Origin of the sequence: Methylobacterium sp. J-030 (genome assembly GCF_022829545.1) — a bacterium.
In the GTDB taxonomy this organism is placed as follows: Bacteria; Pseudomonadota; Alphaproteobacteria; order Rhizobiales; family Beijerinckiaceae; genus Methylobacterium.
This window is the reverse complement of record NZ_JAKSYM010000227.1, coordinates 50,897-66,100: the sequence shown is the minus strand read 5'-3', so window position 1 is coordinate 66,100 and position 15,204 is coordinate 50,897. Positions and strand designations below refer to the sequence as shown.

At 67.1% G+C, this 15,204-nt stretch carries 13 protein-coding genes; 8 read left to right on the top strand and 5 right to left on the bottom strand.

Going from position 1 to position 15,204, the window contains the following annotated elements:
• Window positions 1-284: 284 nt before the first annotated feature.
• Complete coding sequence (locus MKK75_RS17125; protein WP_244043747.1) at window positions 285-917, top strand: tyrosine-type recombinase/integrase; 633 nt, start codon at window positions 285-287, stop codon at window positions 915-917.
• 681 nt (window positions 918-1,598) lie between these two features.
• Here MKK75_RS17125 and MKK75_RS17120 read toward each other — a convergent pair.
• Complete coding sequence (locus tag MKK75_RS17120; protein ID WP_244043746.1) at window positions 1,599-1,991, bottom strand: RidA family protein; 393 nt, start codon at window positions 1,989-1,991, stop codon at window positions 1,599-1,601.
• Between the two features lie 12 nt (window positions 1,992-2,003).
• Window positions 2,004-3,131: an alanine racemase gene (locus tag MKK75_RS17115; protein WP_244043745.1), complete on the bottom strand. Its 1,128-nt coding sequence runs from the start codon at window positions 3,129-3,131 to the stop codon at window positions 2,004-2,006.
• Between the two features lie 142 nt (window positions 3,132-3,273).
• Here MKK75_RS17115 and MKK75_RS17110 point away from each other — a divergent pair, with 142 nt between their 5' ends.
• On the top strand, window positions 3,274-4,221 hold the full coding sequence (locus MKK75_RS17110; RefSeq protein ID WP_244043744.1) for a LysR family transcriptional regulator: 948 nt from the start codon (window positions 3,274-3,276) through the stop codon (window positions 4,219-4,221).
• Window positions 4,222-4,248: 27 nt separating this feature from the next.
• Here the strand turns inward: MKK75_RS17110 and MKK75_RS17105 are convergent, their stop codons facing one another.
• On the bottom strand, window positions 4,249-5,178 hold the full coding sequence (locus MKK75_RS17105) for a LysR family transcriptional regulator (protein WP_244043743.1): 930 nt from the start codon (window positions 5,176-5,178) through the stop codon (window positions 4,249-4,251).
• Between the two features lie 292 nt (window positions 5,179-5,470).
• Between MKK75_RS17105 and MKK75_RS17100 the strand changes: the two genes are divergently transcribed.
• From MKK75_RS17100 to MKK75_RS17080, 5 genes are read left to right on the top strand one after another with little or no spacing between them, the layout of a single operon-like run.
• A complete protein-coding gene (locus tag MKK75_RS17100; protein ID WP_244043742.1) occupies window positions 5,471-6,181 on the top strand; it encodes an HAD family hydrolase in 711 nt (236 codons plus the stop codon).
• A gap of 11 nt (window positions 6,182-6,192) precedes the next feature.
• Entirely contained in the window at window positions 6,193-7,065 is an 873-nt protein-coding gene (locus MKK75_RS17095) for an amino acid ABC transporter substrate-binding protein (RefSeq protein ID WP_244043741.1), read from the top strand.
• Window positions 7,062-7,766 carry an amino acid ABC transporter permease gene (locus MKK75_RS17090; RefSeq protein ID WP_244043740.1) on the top strand — a complete coding sequence of 235 codons (705 nt, stop codon included), beginning with the start codon at window positions 7,062-7,064 and terminating at the stop codon, window positions 7,764-7,766. The genes MKK75_RS17095 and MKK75_RS17090 overlap by 4 nt, the downstream gene beginning before the upstream one ends.
• A gap of 3 nt (window positions 7,767-7,769) precedes the next feature.
• Window positions 7,770-8,408, top strand: coding sequence for an amino acid ABC transporter permease (locus tag MKK75_RS17085; protein WP_244043739.1), 639 nt, complete (start codon window positions 7,770-7,772; stop codon window positions 8,406-8,408).
• Entirely contained in the window at window positions 8,405-9,139 is a 735-nt protein-coding gene (locus MKK75_RS17080) for an amino acid ABC transporter ATP-binding protein (protein WP_244043738.1), read from the top strand. The genes MKK75_RS17085 and MKK75_RS17080 overlap by 4 nt, the downstream gene beginning before the upstream one ends.
• Before the next feature lie 138 nt (window positions 9,140-9,277).
• On the opposite strand, the gene MKK75_RS17075 is transcribed toward MKK75_RS17080, so the two are convergent.
• Both MKK75_RS17075 and MKK75_RS17070 read right to left on the bottom strand, forming a co-directional pair.
• Window positions 9,278-10,189 (bottom strand): DNA-binding response regulator, encoded by a 912-nt coding sequence (locus MKK75_RS17075; protein WP_244043737.1) that lies wholly within the window; start codon window positions 10,187-10,189, stop codon window positions 9,278-9,280.
• Complete coding sequence (locus MKK75_RS17070; protein WP_244043736.1) at window positions 10,182-13,571, bottom strand: ATP-binding protein; 3,390 nt, start codon at window positions 13,569-13,571, stop codon at window positions 10,182-10,184. Before MKK75_RS17070 ends, MKK75_RS17075 begins: the two co-directional genes overlap by 8 nt.
• A 275-nt stretch (window positions 13,572-13,846) precedes the next feature.
• Between MKK75_RS17070 and urtA the strand changes: the two genes are divergently transcribed.
• A complete protein-coding gene (urtA, locus tag MKK75_RS17065; RefSeq protein ID WP_244043735.1) occupies window positions 13,847-15,115 on the top strand; it encodes an urea ABC transporter substrate-binding protein in 1,269 nt (422 codons plus the stop codon).
• Window positions 15,116-15,204 lie beyond the last annotated feature (89 nt).

Genomic DNA, 15,204 nt, shown 5'->3' with positions numbered 1-15,204 from the left:
AGCCGTCCAGCAGCGCCTTCAACTCAAACGGACCGCCGCTCGACCACAAAAGGCCGCTCCAAGCGGTGGAAGGCCTATTCTCGCAAGAGTGGGGCGGCACCCCAGCACAAAGCCCATTCCCGGCGTTTTGACACGGCCTGGGTCGGATGCGGAACGTCCGCTTCCGAACAAAAGGCAAAGGTCAGTTGGGTCGGTAGCGGAACGTCCGCATATGCCCCCCCCTCTGGAGCATCGCTTTGGGTGTCTCCTCGCCTCGCCGGCATCAGCCGGCGAGGAGGTAGATTATGGGACACTCTGCATACGATCCGGCCACGAAAGGGCGGCCGGCCTGGAACGCTGGCCGCAAGCTCGGGGCCAAGCGGGCCCTCAAACCTCAGCAGGTCTGGGCCATCCGGTTCTGGCTCGACCGCGAACGGCGCTCACGCGACCGGGCGATGTTCGACCTCGCTATCGACAGCAAGCTGCGCGGCTGCGACATCGTCAAGCTCAAGATTGGCGATCTCGTCAGCGGTGGTCGCGTTCGTAGCTGGGCCATCGTTATCCAGCGCAAGACCGGCCGGCCGGTGCAGTTCGAGTTGCTCGAACCTGCTCGTACCAGCATCCTGGCATGGCTGGAGGCCATGGGTGGAACGCTCGACGATTATGCTTTTCCGAGCAGGCTCGACGGCGTCACACACATCAGCACCAGGCAGTATGCGCGTCTGGTCGATGAGTGGATCACAGGTATCGGGTTGCGGTGCGAGGACTACGGGACCCATTCTCTGCGGCGAACGAAGGCGTCGTTGATCTACAAGCGGACCGGCAATCTGCGCGCCGTGCAGATCCTACTGGGCCATACGAAAATCGAGAGCACAGTTAGATACCTCGGCGTCGATGTCGAGGATGCGCTCACGCTTGCGGAAGGGACTGAAATTTGAGCATTCGGCCCCTCGGCTTCTGGGTCGAGGGGCTTTAAAACCGGCCGGGCAGCTTGGCGCCCATCCCGGTCGTCACGGGGGCGGACAGGCTTCCACAGAGCGGACATGGCCCGTCGTTTGTCTCGCGGATGGATGCGTTGAGTCGCGGCCTCGATCTTCAACCGGAGGCGGCGTTGCGTCAGCGATGTTTCGTATTGGCCAAGCGCGAGCCGGTTCAACGCCCATGGGCTCACATCGCACGGTCCGAACCCATTCGATGCCTAACCCCCCGTCGCCTACGATCGGTCCGGGGCCGAGGGGCGCACCCGGTCCGCCCATCAGATCCGGCTCAAGGGGAAACGCCATCGACCGATACGGACGGGCTGACCCCCGCCGCAGTCCGTTGGGACCGAAGCCCTCCGCCTATCCCGCGCCGGCTGCACTGCGTGCCTGCGCGCGACGATCCACCAGCCAAGCGACGATCATGCGCCAGGCGTGCGATGGCCGCGGACGAGAGCCGACCGCCGGTGCGCGTCGCGTCACGTCCCAAGCGCCTCTGCGATGCTGACGAGATTGGGGCGCATCAGGTCGAAATAGTCGTCCGGCGTGGTGTCGACCTCGCCATGCGGGCCGTATTCCAGCGGTCTCGGCGGGAAGGCGCAGTGGCGGTCGGTCCATCGCCGGATGCCTTGAGTCGAGACGTCAGAACGCGCGTGTTGCGATCGCCTCGACCTCCACGAGGTAGCCGTGATGCAACTGCGGAACCGGCACCACGGCGCGAGCCGGCCTCGCCGGTCCGAACAGCTCGGCGAAGATCTGGTCGAAGACCGACCAGTGTTCCACGCCAACGAGGTAGGCCGTCACGCGCAGCACGTTGTCCGGACAGGAGCCCGCCTCTGCCAGGATCGCCAGCAAGTTGGCGATCGCCAGTCTGATCTGGGCCTCGACTGTCGCGTCGGGCATGTGGCGACCGTCAGGTCGGAGTGGGAGCTGGCCTGAGACGAAGACGAGGTCCCCCCATGTGGTGGCCTGAACATAATGGCCCGCCGGTGCTGGAGCCCGGGCGGTCGCGACATGCTGAACCGATGTTGTCATCGTCGGTGTCTCCTACCAGCCGCTGATACGCGGCCACACAGCGCCGACTTGTCCGTCACCGTCGAGCACATGATAGCGATCGTGCTGGGCGCCGGTGGCGCAGGCATGGTTCGGCAGGATGCGAACCCGCGCGCCGACGGGCAGGTCGGGCAGATCAATTCCGGCGCCCGGGCGGAGGGCGAGAATGCCATGTTCCTGGTTGGCCTCGGCCACGAGCAAATCGGGATAGGGGCGGCCAGCGAGGTCGCAGACAAGGCCGTATCCCTGGTCCACCACCTGCCGGGCCGTGCTCCGGTCCCGTGACAGCGCCATCCAGCCCGCATCGGTAATGATCCAGCCCCTGTCGCGGCGATGACCGATGACGGTGGCAAGCACGCTGAGCGCGATATTCTCGACCGCAACGGAGCCGATCCCTGCCTGGAACAGGTCGCCGAACATGAACACACCGGCGCGGACCTCGGTGACACCGGAGAGGTCCCGGGCCCAGCGCGCGGTCGGGGTCGACCCGACGCTGACCACCGGGCAAGGCAAACCACCGCCGCGCAGGATGGCGGCCGCGGTCACCGCCGCCGCCCGCTCACGTTCCGCGGCCTCGGCGAGCGCCCCGGGTTCGTCGAGGCCGTAGCTGTCGCCGGCGTGCAGCAATACCCCCCGCAGCGCCGCGCCCAACGCGCGTCCGATCGCCAGGATCGTCTGCGCGTCGTCCGGCGTCACGCCGGAGCGGTGTCCGTCAGCGTCGATCTCGATCAGCGCCGGCAGCAAATTCCCGGTCCGAGCGCCCCAGGACGCGACCGCCTCCGCTTGCTCGACTGAGTCGAGCAGCACGGTGAGCGTCGTGTCCCAACGCCGTCGGATCGCGTCGATGCGATCGAGCTTCTGAGGGGCGATGCCGACCGCGTAGAGGATGTCGCGGACCCCGCCTTCGGCGAAGTATTCCGCCTCGCGCAGCGTCGAGACCGTTGCGGGACCCGCCGTGCTGGTCATGGCGAGACGGGCGACGTCGATCGACTTCGCCGTCTTGAGGTGTGGACGGAAGCCGACGCTTAGCCGCCCCAGATGCGCCTGCATCTCCACGAGGTTCGCCCGGAGACGCGGTTCGTCCAGCAGAAGGCACGGGGTCGTGAGCAGGGGCGATGCCAAGGGGGCCGTCCCCGGATTGATCGTGGTGTCGGATCCCGTGCTGAGCACATCCGTCTCCCTGCTTGCCGATCCGTGCTTGAAATCATTGTGGAAGGGAGAACGCCATTAATCCTCACTTCATATCGAGTTAAGGCTGACCTTAATGCTCGACACGGACGATCTCCGCTTCTTCGCCGCAGTCGCGGCCAGCTCTTCGCTCGCCGCTGCCGCACGCAGTCTGAATGTGTCACCGCCCGCCGTGACGCAGCGATTGCGCGCTCTGGAGAAACGCCTGCGGGTGCACTTGGTGGACCGAACTGGTCGCGGCCTCACGCTCACCGACGAGGGTGAACTGCTCGCCGAGCACGGCCGCGACCTTCTCGCCGCCTTCGACGACCTCGACGACGCGCTGGCCGAGCGTCGCGGGGAGGTGATCGGCCACCTGCGGATCGTCGCGCCTTTCGGATTCGGACGCCGGTACATCGCTCCGGTCGTGGCGGCCTTCCGGGTCCAGCATCCGGGCGTCAGAATCGACCTTCTGCTCTCGGACCGCCTCGGCCGTATGCCGTCCGAGATGTGGGACCTCGCCATCCACGTGGGCGAGATCAGAGAAGCGACCCCGAGCCTGACTGTCCGCGCGCTTGCGCCGAACGACCGCGTCCTCTGCGCGGCTCCCGCCTATCTGGCGCAGCAGCGGGCGCCCCTCACGCCCGCTGCCTTGAAGGATCACGTCTGCATCGCGCTGCGCGAGAACGACGAGGATGTCACGCTCTGGCGCTTCTGCTCGGCCGACGACACGGAAGAGCGCGTCCGGATCGAGGCGGGTCTAGTCAGCAACGACGGCGAGGTGGTGCGGAGCTGGGCCCTCGCCGGCCTCGGCCTGATCGTGCGCTCAGAGTGGGATGTCGCGGACGACCTGCGGACCGGGCGGCTTGTTCGCGTCCTCGACGGTCATGCTCTGCCGCCCGCTCCAGTCGTGGCGCTGCTCGGGTCAAAACGGCGAGCGCGTGCGGCGAGGACCGAGAGATTCCTGGCGGCGCTGAGGCAATCGCTCGATCCGCTCCCGTGGCGCGAGCATCGGCATCCCACCGACATGGCACAAGGCGTTTGATCCTGCCCCAGGGAGAAGAACCCACGCCTAGGTGTCTCCTCCCCGGGACCGGCCCGTCCCAGGCAGACCAATCTCTTCTGCTCCGACCGCCTCCGTCCGCAGGAACTCGATGAGCGGGGCCACCAACCTGTGGGGGCGACCCACACCCGAGCGTGCGACGAAGCGCCAGGAGGCGACCCGGGAGGCAAACGGCTCAATCCGCAAGAGGCGTCCGCTGGCGAGTTCGGAATCGATCAGCGGCGAGCGGCCGAGTGCGAGCCCGGCGCCATCGAGGGCGGCCGCAATAACTTGGCTGAAGCTCGCATATCGGATCACGCGAGGCTCGACATCGCCCGGCAGGTCAAGCTCCGAAGCCCAGTTGTTCCAGTCCAGCTCCGGACTGCCCTCGCACTCCTCCTGCAAGAGCCGGTGCCGGCGAAAGACATCGGGTGTGACCGGGGTCAGACTCGGACTGCAGACGGGAAAGACATGCTCGGCCAACAGGACGACATCATCGGTTCGGATATGCTTGGCCGGCGCATAGACGATCGCGAGATCGATCGGATGGCGCGAGAAGTCGGGTTCATCGGGTTGGATGATCGCGTTGATCGAATAGTCCGGATGGACTTTCGCAAAATCCGCGAGCCGTCGCGGCAGCCACATCGTCGAGAACGGCAGGTTCGCCGATACGGTCAGCCTGTTCCTGATCCCTTTGATCCCTGTGCAGGCCTCTTCCAGGACCGACAGCGCCCGTTCGACGGCCGGCAGGAGCCGCGCGCCGGCGGGCGTCACACGGATGCCGCCGATTCCGGTGCTCCGCTCCAGCAACCGGGTCCCCAGGTCGCGCTCAAGCGCCCGGATCCGATGACTCACGGCGCTGGTGGACACATTCAACTCCGCCGCGGCCCGGGCAAATCCGCCCAGGCGGATTGTGGCCTCAAAGGCCGACAGGGCGGCAAGGGGCGGGATGTGGACCATGGGGTGTTGTAGAAAACTCAATACCCCCTGAAAAGGTATCTTTTGCCCAGCTACCGATCGCGCAGTAGCGTTGGTTTGCCTCGCCGCGGCAGGCCTGGAGCACTTTCCGTCATTCCTGGATCATCCCCGCTGATCCGTCTTTGCGAGCGCAGAGAAGCAATGACGGCATGGCGATGTCCGTCGATGTCGGACGCGGGCGATGCGGGATCAACCATCGTCGGCCCCGCTTCGTCGTCCCGGTCACCGAGCGTCGCCGCCTCTGTTGATGCGATACTAAAGGGGTCGCCCTGTGATGGACCAAGCCGACATCCCGCCGCCGGATCACGATCCTCCCCCGCATTACGACCCGACCTGGGTCTCCTTCGATGTTTTCGGGACGCTGATCAGTGTCCGTGAGGGTTCTTACGCGGCCTTTCAATCCATCCTTGACGATTGCGCCGGCAATCGTGTCAATCTGCAAGATTTCTGGGAGTTCTGGGAACACCGCAACATCGCACACTATTGGGGGCCATACCGCAGCTACAGGGATATCTGCACCCTGTCCCTGGAAGAATCCTTCGCTCACTACGGCCTCCACGGCGACGTCGCATTGATCGAGCGCTATTTCGACGCCTTCCCGGGCTTTCCGCTCTATCCCGATGTCGAGGCGACGCTGGCCCGGATCGGCGAGAGGCGGCGCCTCGCGATCGTGTCGAATATCGACGACGACCTCCTGGCGCGCACGCGGCTGCCCTCCGGCATCGCTCTCGCCTGCACCGCTGAGCGCGCCCGCGGCTACAAACCGGACGGGTCGCTGTTCCGATACCTGATCCGGGAGACCGGCGTACCGCTCGACCGGATCCTGCACGCCGGACAATCCCAATTCACCGATCTTGTCGGCGGCAAGCCCCTCGGGCTGACGATCGCCTGGGTCAACCGCCGCGGCGTCGCACTCGATCCCGCCGTGCCGCGGCCCGACGTCATCCTCGACGACGTCGCCTCCCTTCTGCCGCTGCTCGCCTAGGAGCCCGCCCGATGCGCGTCGTCGCCCCAGTCCTGGCGCTCTGCGCCGCCCTTTTGGCTGCCCGATCGCTGCCGGCCTCCGCGCAGGTCGCCGACACCGCCCTGCACCGGATCCAGGAGACGAAGACGCTGACCATCGGCTTTCGCGAGTCGGCCGAGCCCTTCGCGTTCCTCGACGGCTCGCAACAGCCATCCGGCTACTCGGTCGAACTCTGCCGGCGCGTCGCCGGCGCGTTGGCTCAGGCCCTCAAGGTCGACGAGATCCGCACCCGCTTCGTGCCGGTCACGCCGCAGACCCGGATCCCTCTGATCGCCAACGGCACCGTCGATGTCGAGTGCGGCACGACGGTCAATGCGCTGGCCCGCCAGCAGCAGGTGGACTTCAGCTACGCGGTCGCGCTGAGCGAGGGCAAGCTCCTCGTCCGCAAGGATTCCGGGATCCGCGATCTGCCCGATCTCGCCGGCAAGGTGATCGCGCTGGCCGCCGGAACCACCGCGGACCGCTACGTTCGGACAGCGCTGGAGGCACGCAAGATCACTGCCCGCATCCTCACCGTCCGGGACAACGGCGAGGGTCTCCCGGCTGTCGCTTCGCAGCGCGCAGACGCCTTCATCAACGACGCGGTGCTGCTCGGCGGCGTGGTCCGCACGGCGGCCGAGCCCGACCGCTTCGCCGTCGTCGGCACGCCGCTCTCCTTCGAGCAGGTCGCCTTCATGGTCGGCAAGAACAATTCGGGGCTGCTCACCGTGATCAACGGCGTCATCGCACGCCTCGCCCGGTCGGGCGAATTGCAGGGCCTCTACGGGCGCTGGGTGGCTCCCTACGCCGGCCCGATCGATGCGGATACCGCCGCCCTCTTCAAGATCGAGGGAATCCCCGAATGAACTACGCCTGGGATTGGAGTCTCGTGCTCCGAGAACCCTATGCGGGGTGGTTGGTTGCGGGCGTCGCCTGGACGCTCGCGCTCTCGGCGGCCGGATGGGCCCTCGCCCTCATCCTCGCCCTTCCTGTCGCGCTCTCGCGGGTGCTGGGCTCGCCCGCGATCCGGGGGCTTTCCGGGTTCTACGTCTCGGTGTTCCGCAACATCCCGCTGATCCTCCAGATGTTCGTGTGGTTCTTCGTCGTGCCGGAGTTGCTGCCGCGCGATCTCGGCCTGTGGGTGAAGCGCGACATGCCTCAGCCCGAATTCACGACCGCGGTGGTGGCGCTCGGCATGTACACATCGGGCCGCCTGGCGGAGTTGTTTCGGTCCGGCATCGACGCGGTGCCCCGCGGGCAGGTCTCGGCCGCGCTCGCCTGTGGCCTGACCCGCGCTCAGGCCTACCAGTACGTGATCCTGCCGCAGGCCTTTCGCATCATCCTGGCACCGCTGACATCGGAGTTCCTCTCGATCGTCAAGAACTCGTCGATCGCCCTCACGATCGGGGTCCTCGAGCTGACCGCAGAGAGCCGCCAGATCGAGGACATGACCTTCCACGGTTTCGAGGCGTTCGGGGCGGCGACGCTGATCTATGTCGTGATCGCGTTTGGACTCGACCGGATGGCGGCGCGGCTTCGGCCAAGCGCACTCGCAGCAAGGACCTGAGCCATGAACGCGCTCTGGGACAATGCCGCGTTTCTGGCCGAAGGGCTGGCCCTTAGCCTCGGCCTGACGGTGATCGGAGTCCTCGGCGGCCTTTCGCTCGGGACAGCGCTCGCCGCCCTGCGCCTGTTCGGCGGCCGCGCCGGCGGCGCGGTGGTCGACGTCTACGTCTTCGCGTTTCGGGCCGTGCCGCTGATCCTGGTGATCTTCTGGTTCTACTTCATGGTTCCGCTGATCCTGGGACGGCCGGTCGGGGCCTTCGCCTCGGCGGTCGTCGCCTTCGTCCTGTTCGAAGCCGCCTATTACAGCGAGATCATCCGCGGCGGTCTCGCCAGCGTTCGTCCCGGACAGATGAACGCCGCGCTCGCCTGCGGGATGAGCCGTGTGGCGGCGCTACGCTACGTCGTTCTGCCACAAGCCTTCAGGGCCATGATGCCCGTCTTCCTGACGCAGGCGATCGTGCTCTTCCAGGATACATCGCTGGTCTTCGTCGTGTCACTGCACGACTTCCTGACCGCGGCCGCGATCGTCGCCAATCGGGCTGGCAGGCTGGTCGAGACCTACCTGCTGGCTTGCCTCGTCTACTACCTCGTCTGCCTCGCCGCGACCGCGGCGGTCGCCAAGATGCGTCGGAGCGCTCCGTGATCACGTTCGAACGGGTCGACAAGTCCTATGGCGACAGACCGGTGCTGCGCGAGGTCAGCCTTGACGTCCGGCAAGGCGAAGTGGTCGTCGTCTGTGGGCCGTCGGGCTCCGGCAAGTCGACGCTGATCAAATGCGTGAACGCGCTCGAGCCGTTCCAGTCCGGTACGATCCGGGTCGGTGAGACTGTGCTCGGTCGAGGGTCGCTCGACGCCCGCGCCCTGCGCCGGCGGGTCGGGATGGTGTTCCAGCACTTCGAGCTCTACCCGCATCTTGATGTCATGGAGAACCTGTGTCTCGCCCAACGCACCGTTCTCAAACGGTCGCGGTCGGCGGCCGAGGAACGGGCTTCGGCGCTGTTGGACCGCGTCGGCCTCCGCGAGAAATGTTCCGCTCTGCCCGCCCAGCTCTCCGGCGGCCAGCAACAGCGCATCGCGATCGCACGTGCGCTCGCCCTCGACCCCGAGGTGATGTTGTTCGATGAACCGACCTCCGCCCTCGATCCCGAAATGGTCAACGAGGTTCTCGATGTGATGACCGCCTTGGCTCGCGAGGGCATGACGATGATGGTGGTGACCCACGAGATGGGATTTGCCCGGCGCGTTGCCGACCGGGTCGTCTTCATGGAGGACGGAGCTATCGTCGAGGATTGCGCGACCGATGTCTTCTTCGGCGATCCGGGGAAACTCTCGCAACGGGCGCAACGCTTCCTGAGTAAGGTTCTCCCTCACTAACGTATCGGCGCTGTTCTTTGGGAGCCGCGACACTTGACTACAGTCTCGAGCCGGAGAAATTTGCACCCAACGTGTGCGTCCCTGTATGCGGATCGCTCGCGTGCGGGTCCGTCGTCGTTCTCGGCGCAAAGAAAAATTTCAACTGCCGCCTTGCAGGTAACGATTGGCAATTATCGAGGCCGCAGTTCTGTTCTCAACCCCAAGCTTAGCATAGATGGCTTCGAGATGCTTGGTTACGGTCCGGTGGCTAAGACCTAGAATTTCCCCGATATCCCGGCTCGACTTGCCTTGGGACAGCCAGAACAGCACCTCCGCCTCACGGGCGGTGATGGGCAGGCTCGCCCGCAACCGGGCGAGATTTAGGGCCGGATCGTCCTGAGATAGGCGCAGCAGGATCTCTTCGGCCGTGCCGCCGACGAACGTGAGCGTGTGCGGAGGTCCACGCGACTCCTTCAGAGCCATGGAGCCGGCTGCCGTCCCGGCGAGACAGGACCGCAGCCAAGCGACAGCTTCGGGTGGCAGGGACAGCACGCCGTCGCGCGTCGGAGCCAGGGCGGCGATGATCTGCCCTGCCTGCGGCGTACACCATAGAACCCGTCCATTCGCCGAAACCGCCAGCAGGGTCCGGCCGATCGCGTCGAAAGCCGTGCGGGCGCTGCGGGTGGAACGCGCCCCGGCAAGGTGGGTGCGGATGCGGGCCAGGAGTTCGTCGGGGACGATGGGCTTCGTCACGTAGTCGACGCCGCCGGCGTCGAGGCCGCGGACGATGTGCTCGGTCTCGCTCAGGCCGGTCATGAAGATCACCGGAACTCCGGCAAGGTGCGGCTTCGCCTTCAGGCGGCGGCAGGTTTCGAAGCCGTCGAGGCCGGGCATGACCGCATCGAGCAGGATCACGTCGGGGGTGACCTCGTCAACGAGGGCGAGGGCGAGATCGCCCGCCACCGCGATCAGCACGGTCGCGCCCGAGCGCTCGATCGCCTCCGTCAGGAAGCTCAGCGTCTCGGGCGAATCGTCGACCACGAGGACCACGTCGCGGCTGGGCTCAATCATCGCCGGCGTGCTCCTTTAAGACCGTGAGGTAGCGGCGCAGGTCATAGCCGGCGATCAGGCCGCGCATCTGCAGCACGAAGGCCGGAGACACGGCCTCGTCCTGTTCCAGCGCCGCAAGCTTCGCCTCGATGCCCCGGATATGTCCGATGCGACCAAGCTGCAGCAGTTCGCCGATCTGGCCGGCGCTGGGGCGGCCCGATGCGGGCCGATGCCCGGGCTCCGCAGCCGGAGGGGACATCCCCGGCGCCTCCGTCCAGTCGAGGCGCAGCAAGGCGCCGGTCCGGTCCAGCACGTCGCGTAGGTCGAACGGCTTGGTCAGGATCGCGTCATGGGGCGGACTGTCGCCGCGCAGGGGGCCGAGTTCGTGGACGTTGGCAGACATCATCGCGATCGGCCCGACATGACCCCGCGCGCGCAGGGCCGCCGCCACGTCCCAACCGCTCATGCCAGGCATCGCGATGTCGAGAAAAATCAGATCGATCCCCTCGGACTCCGTCGCCTCCGCGACGGCCGCGAGGCAGGCGAGTCCCGTCTCGGCCTCGCGCACCGTGAGCCCGCGCGGTTCGAGGATGGCCCGCATCAAGGTGCGGTGCGCGGTATCGTCGTCGACCACGAGGACGGTTCTGCGCGGTCCTGCATAACCGGATTCCGCGCGGGCCGGCGGCGCGGGTGCGGGCGTGACCGCGGGCTGCGTCACCGCGGCCAGCATCAGGCGCAGCCGTGCCTGCGTCCCGCCACCCGGGGCCGCCGCCAGCGTGATCTCGCCGCCGAGGAGTTGCGCCAGCAGGTTGGCGATGGTGAGCCCGAGGCCGGTACCGGGCGTGCTGCGGGCCGCCGGCGTCGAGCCGCGCTCGAAGGGTTCGAAGATCCGGGCGCGGTCCGCCTCCGGGATGCCGGGTCCCGTGTCGCGGATCGTGAAGACCGCGACCTGGCTGCGATAGCTCAGATCGAGCGAGACGGTACCGCGCGCCGTGAACTTGATGGCGTTCGACAGCAGGTTGAGCAGCACCTGCCTGAGGCGCTTCTCGTCGGTGGCGACGACCTGCGGCAGGGTCTCGGGACGCGTGAAGCGGAAGTCCAATCCGGCCTCGCGGGCATGGAGCCGGACCATGTCGGCGAGCTGGTCGAGGAAGTCCGAGAGCCGGATCTCGTCGCGGTTGATCTGCAGGCGACCCGCCTCCATCCGCGAGATGTCGAGAAGCCCGTCGATCAGGCCTGAGAGGTGCTGGGCACTGCGCCGGATGACCCGGATGCCGTTGAGGCGGGCCGCGGGGATCGTCGGGTCCGTCTCGAGCAGCTGGGCGTAACCGAACACGCTGGAGAGCGGGGTTCGCAATTCGTGGCTGAGGCCGACGACGTAGCGGCTCTTCGCCTGATTGGCGGCCTCAGCGCGCTCCTTGGCCTCCTGGAGCTTGGCGTCGGTCACCTTGTGCGCCGCGATCTCGGCCTCGTAGAGGGCGGTCTGGCGTCGCGTCTCGGCCTGGGCGACCCGCCGGCTTTCCTGCGCGAGCACGAACAGCCAAGCGACGATCCCGAGGATGACGACGAGGATGAAGAAGACGCTGGTCAGCGCCGCGCGCAGGACCTCGCGATGGTCCGGATGGGCGAGGCTCGCGCCCGCATGCACGACCCCGAGAATCAGGCCGATCACCGTGCACAGCGTCAGCATCACCGCGAGATAGCGCCCGAGCGGCGCGCCGATCCAGGCGGCCGTGCGGCGGGGCAGGATATGACCGAGGGTCTGCTGGGCCTGGACCTCCAGCCGGCCGTGCGGCTTGCAGAGGTCGCCGCAGCGCGCGTCGAGGGAGCAGCAGAGCGAGCAGATCGGCGCGTCGTAGGCCGGGCAATGGGCCATGTCCTCGCCCTCGAAGGGCAGCTCGCAGACCCGGCAGGTGATCTCGCCCGCGCCCCAGTCGGTGCGCGGTGTCCGGGCGAGGTACCAGCGCCCGCCGGTCGCCCAGGCCAGGGTGGGGGCCGCGCAGAACGCGATGGCGAGCGTCAGCATCGGAGCGAAGGCCTGCAGCGTCGCGCCCCCGAGACCCAGGTGCAGCAGGCAGCCTGCCGCCAGGGCGAGCAGCATCGCTCCGGTGCCGACCGGGTTGACCGCGTAGAGATGCGCCCGCTTGAACTCGATGCCGGGCGGTGACAGCCCGAGGGGCTTGTTGACGGCGAGATCGGCGGCGAGCGCCCCGACCCAGGCCGAGACGACGCAGGCATAGAGCGGAAGGGTGCTCTCGATCGTCTTGTCGATGCCGAGCATCATCAGCAGCACGGCGATGGCGACGTTGAAGACGAGCCAGACGACCCGGCCCGGATGGCTGTGCGTGAGGCGCGAGAAGAAGTTCGACCACGCGATCGAGCCGGCATAGGCGTTGGTCAGGTTGATCTTGAGCTGCGAGACCAAGACGAAGGCCCCCATCAGCAGCAGCGCCGCCTGGCCGTTCCCGCCCGTCACGTAGCCGAAGGCGACGCGGTACATCTGGGTCGGTTCGGCGGCCGCGTCGGGCGGGACGCCGTGCGCGAGGGCGAGGACCGCGAGCCCGGCCCCGAGGAGGATCTTGACCATGCCGGGCAGGATCCAGCCGGCGCCGCCCGCCAGCACAGCCAGCCACCAGGTCCGGTCGCGCGCGGACTCCGGCTCGGGCACGAAGCGCAGGAAATCCACCTGCTCGCCGACCTGCGCCAGCAGCGCCAGCAGCACGCCGGTGGCGGTGCCGAACCGCGCGAGGTCGAAGCCGTCGCCCCGCCCGTCGAGACCGGGGAACGCCGTCAGAGCCTGCAGCGCAGCGGGATCCTGGACGGCGATGCAGACGAGGGGCAGCAGGCCCAGGGCGAGCCAGAGCGGCTGCGTCCAGATCTGCAGCCGGCTGATCAGGCGGATGCCGTAGGCCACGAGCGGGATCACCGCGCTCGCGCAGACGAGATACCCGATCCAGAGCGGCAACCCGAGGCAGAGCTGCAGCGCCAGCGCCATGATCGCCGCCTCGATGGCGAAGAACAGGAAGGTGAAGCTCGCGTAGATCAGCGACGTCACCGTCGAGCCGAGATAGCCGAAGCCGGCCCCGCGGGTGAGCAGATCCATGTCGACGCCGTAGCGCGCGGCATAGGTGGTGATCGGCACGGCGGTGGCGAAGATGATCAGGCCGACGACGAGGATGGCCGCCAGGGCGTTGACGAAGCCCGCGGTGAGGACGAGCGTGCCGCCGATCGCCTCCAGCGCCAGAAACGAGATCGAGCCGAGCGCCGTCTGCGCGACCTCGAAGCCGGACCAGCGTCGGGCTTTCTTGGCCGTGAAGCGGAGCGCGTAATCCTCGAGCGTCTCGTCCGCGACGAAGCGGTTGTAGTCGCGCCGGATCGGGATGATGCGCTGCGGGGCGCTCATCGGCCGCCGATCCGGACCCGGCCGTTGCCGCCAAGGCAAGCGGCCACAACCGCGCGTGACTTGCAACGCGCAGCACAAAACGCCCTTACGCGGCGTGAATACGCGACTCCGAGCGTCATCGGTTCCTGAACGAGTCGGATCGACGGTGCCGCAGAGGCAAGAGCCCGGCCATACGCAAAACAGCGTATATGCTGCACCGCGGCGAGCGCCCTAGCCTGCCCCCGTCGATCCGCGGCCGCCCCTCAAAGGCCCCGGACGGGAACAGGGTCAGGCAGATGGCAGACGACACCGACAAGGGCGCGGATCACGGCTTGCGCTCCCCGTTGCGGCGCAAGCTGCTGATGGGGCTGGCCGGCGCCCCGGCGCTCGCACTGATGCCGCGCACCGCCTGGGCCGCGCCGACCACCGCTTCGGTGAACACCACTGGCCTCGCGGTGACCGACAGCGAGGTGACGGTCGGCATCCTGCACTCGATCACCGGCACGATGGCGATCTCCGAGACGGGCGCGCAGGAAGCGGAAAAACTCGCGATCGCCCAGATCAACGAGGCCGGCGGCGTGCTCGGCCGCAAGATCAAGATCATCCAGGAGGACGGCGCCTCCGACTGGCCGACCTTCGCCGAGAAGGCCAAGAAGCTCCTGGTCAACGACCATTGCGCGGCCGTGATGGGCTGCTGGACCTCGGCCTCGCGCAAGGCGGTTCTGCCGGTCTTCGAGCAGTATAACGGCCTGCTCTACTACCCGACCTTCTACGAGGGGCTGGAGCAGTCGAAGAACGTCTTCTACACCGGCCAGGAGGCGACGCAGCAGATCCTCGCCGGCCTCGACTGGGTCCACAAGGAGAAGGGCGGCGACAGCTTCTACTTCATCGGCTCGGACTACATCTGGCCGCGCACCTCCAACAAGATCGCCCGCAAGCACGTCGAGAACGTGCTCAAGGGCAAGGTCGTCGGCGAGGAGTACTTCCCGCTCGGCCACACGCAGTTCAACTCGGTGATCAACAAGATCAAGCTGACCAAGCCGAAGGTGATCTTCGCCGACGTGGTCGGCGGCTCGAACGTGGCGTTCTACAAGCAGCTCAAGGCGGCGGGTATCGACCTGTCGAAGCAGGTCCTGATGACGATCTCGGTCACCGAGGACGAGATCGACGGCATCGGCGGCGAGAACATCGCCGGGGCCTATGCCTGCATGAAGTACTTCCAGTCGATCGACAACGAGAACAACAAGGCGTTCGTCGCGGCCTTCAAGAAGATGTGGGGCGAGAAGACCGTCATCGGCGACGTGACGCAGGCGGCTTATCTCGGGCCGCATCTCTGGAAGATGGCCTGCGAGAAGGCCGGCTCGTTCGACGTCAACAAGGTGGTGGCGGCCTCGCCAGGCCTGGAATTCAAGGGCGCGCCGGAAGGCTACGTCCGGATCGATCCGAACCATCACCTCTGGTCGAAGACCCGGGTCGGCCGGGCGAAGACCGATGGCCAGTTCGAGATCGTCTACACCAGCCCGGAGCTGATCAAGCCGGATCCGTTCCCGAAGGGCTATCAGTAAGCAGGCGCATAACGCGCATCCAACACGCGACCTCATCCTGAGGTGCAGGGCGATCATCGATCGCCCTGCCTCGAAGGAGCCCTCCAGGA

Coding starts and splice junctions, on each gene's coding strand:
- MKK75_RS17125 (WP_244043747.1), top strand. CDS start 285: ATGGGACACTCTGCATACGATCCGGCCACGAAAGGGCGGCCGGCCTGG.
- MKK75_RS17120 (WP_244043746.1), bottom strand. CDS start 1,991: ATGACAACATCGGTTCAGCATGTCGCGACCGCCCGGGCTCCAGCACCG.
- MKK75_RS17110 (WP_244043744.1), top strand. CDS start 3,274: ATGCTCGACACGGACGATCTCCGCTTCTTCGCCGCAGTCGCGGCCAGC.
- MKK75_RS17105 (WP_244043743.1), bottom strand. CDS start 5,178: ATGGTCCACATCCCGCCCCTTGCCGCCCTGTCGGCCTTTGAGGCCACA.
- MKK75_RS17100 (WP_244043742.1), top strand. CDS start 5,471: ATGGACCAAGCCGACATCCCGCCGCCGGATCACGATCCTCCCCCGCAT.
- MKK75_RS17095 (WP_244043741.1), top strand. CDS start 6,193: ATGCGCGTCGTCGCCCCAGTCCTGGCGCTCTGCGCCGCCCTTTTGGCT.
- MKK75_RS17090 (WP_244043740.1), top strand. CDS start 7,062: ATGAACTACGCCTGGGATTGGAGTCTCGTGCTCCGAGAACCCTATGCG.
- MKK75_RS17085 (WP_244043739.1), top strand. CDS start 7,770: ATGAACGCGCTCTGGGACAATGCCGCGTTTCTGGCCGAAGGGCTGGCC.
- MKK75_RS17075 (WP_244043737.1), bottom strand. CDS start 10,189: ATGATTGAGCCCAGCCGCGACGTGGTCCTCGTGGTCGACGATTCGCCC.
- MKK75_RS17070 (WP_244043736.1), bottom strand. CDS start 13,571: ATGAGCGCCCCGCAGCGCATCATCCCGATCCGGCGCGACTACAACCGC.
- urtA (WP_244043735.1), top strand. CDS start 13,847: ATGGCAGACGACACCGACAAGGGCGCGGATCACGGCTTGCGCTCCCCG.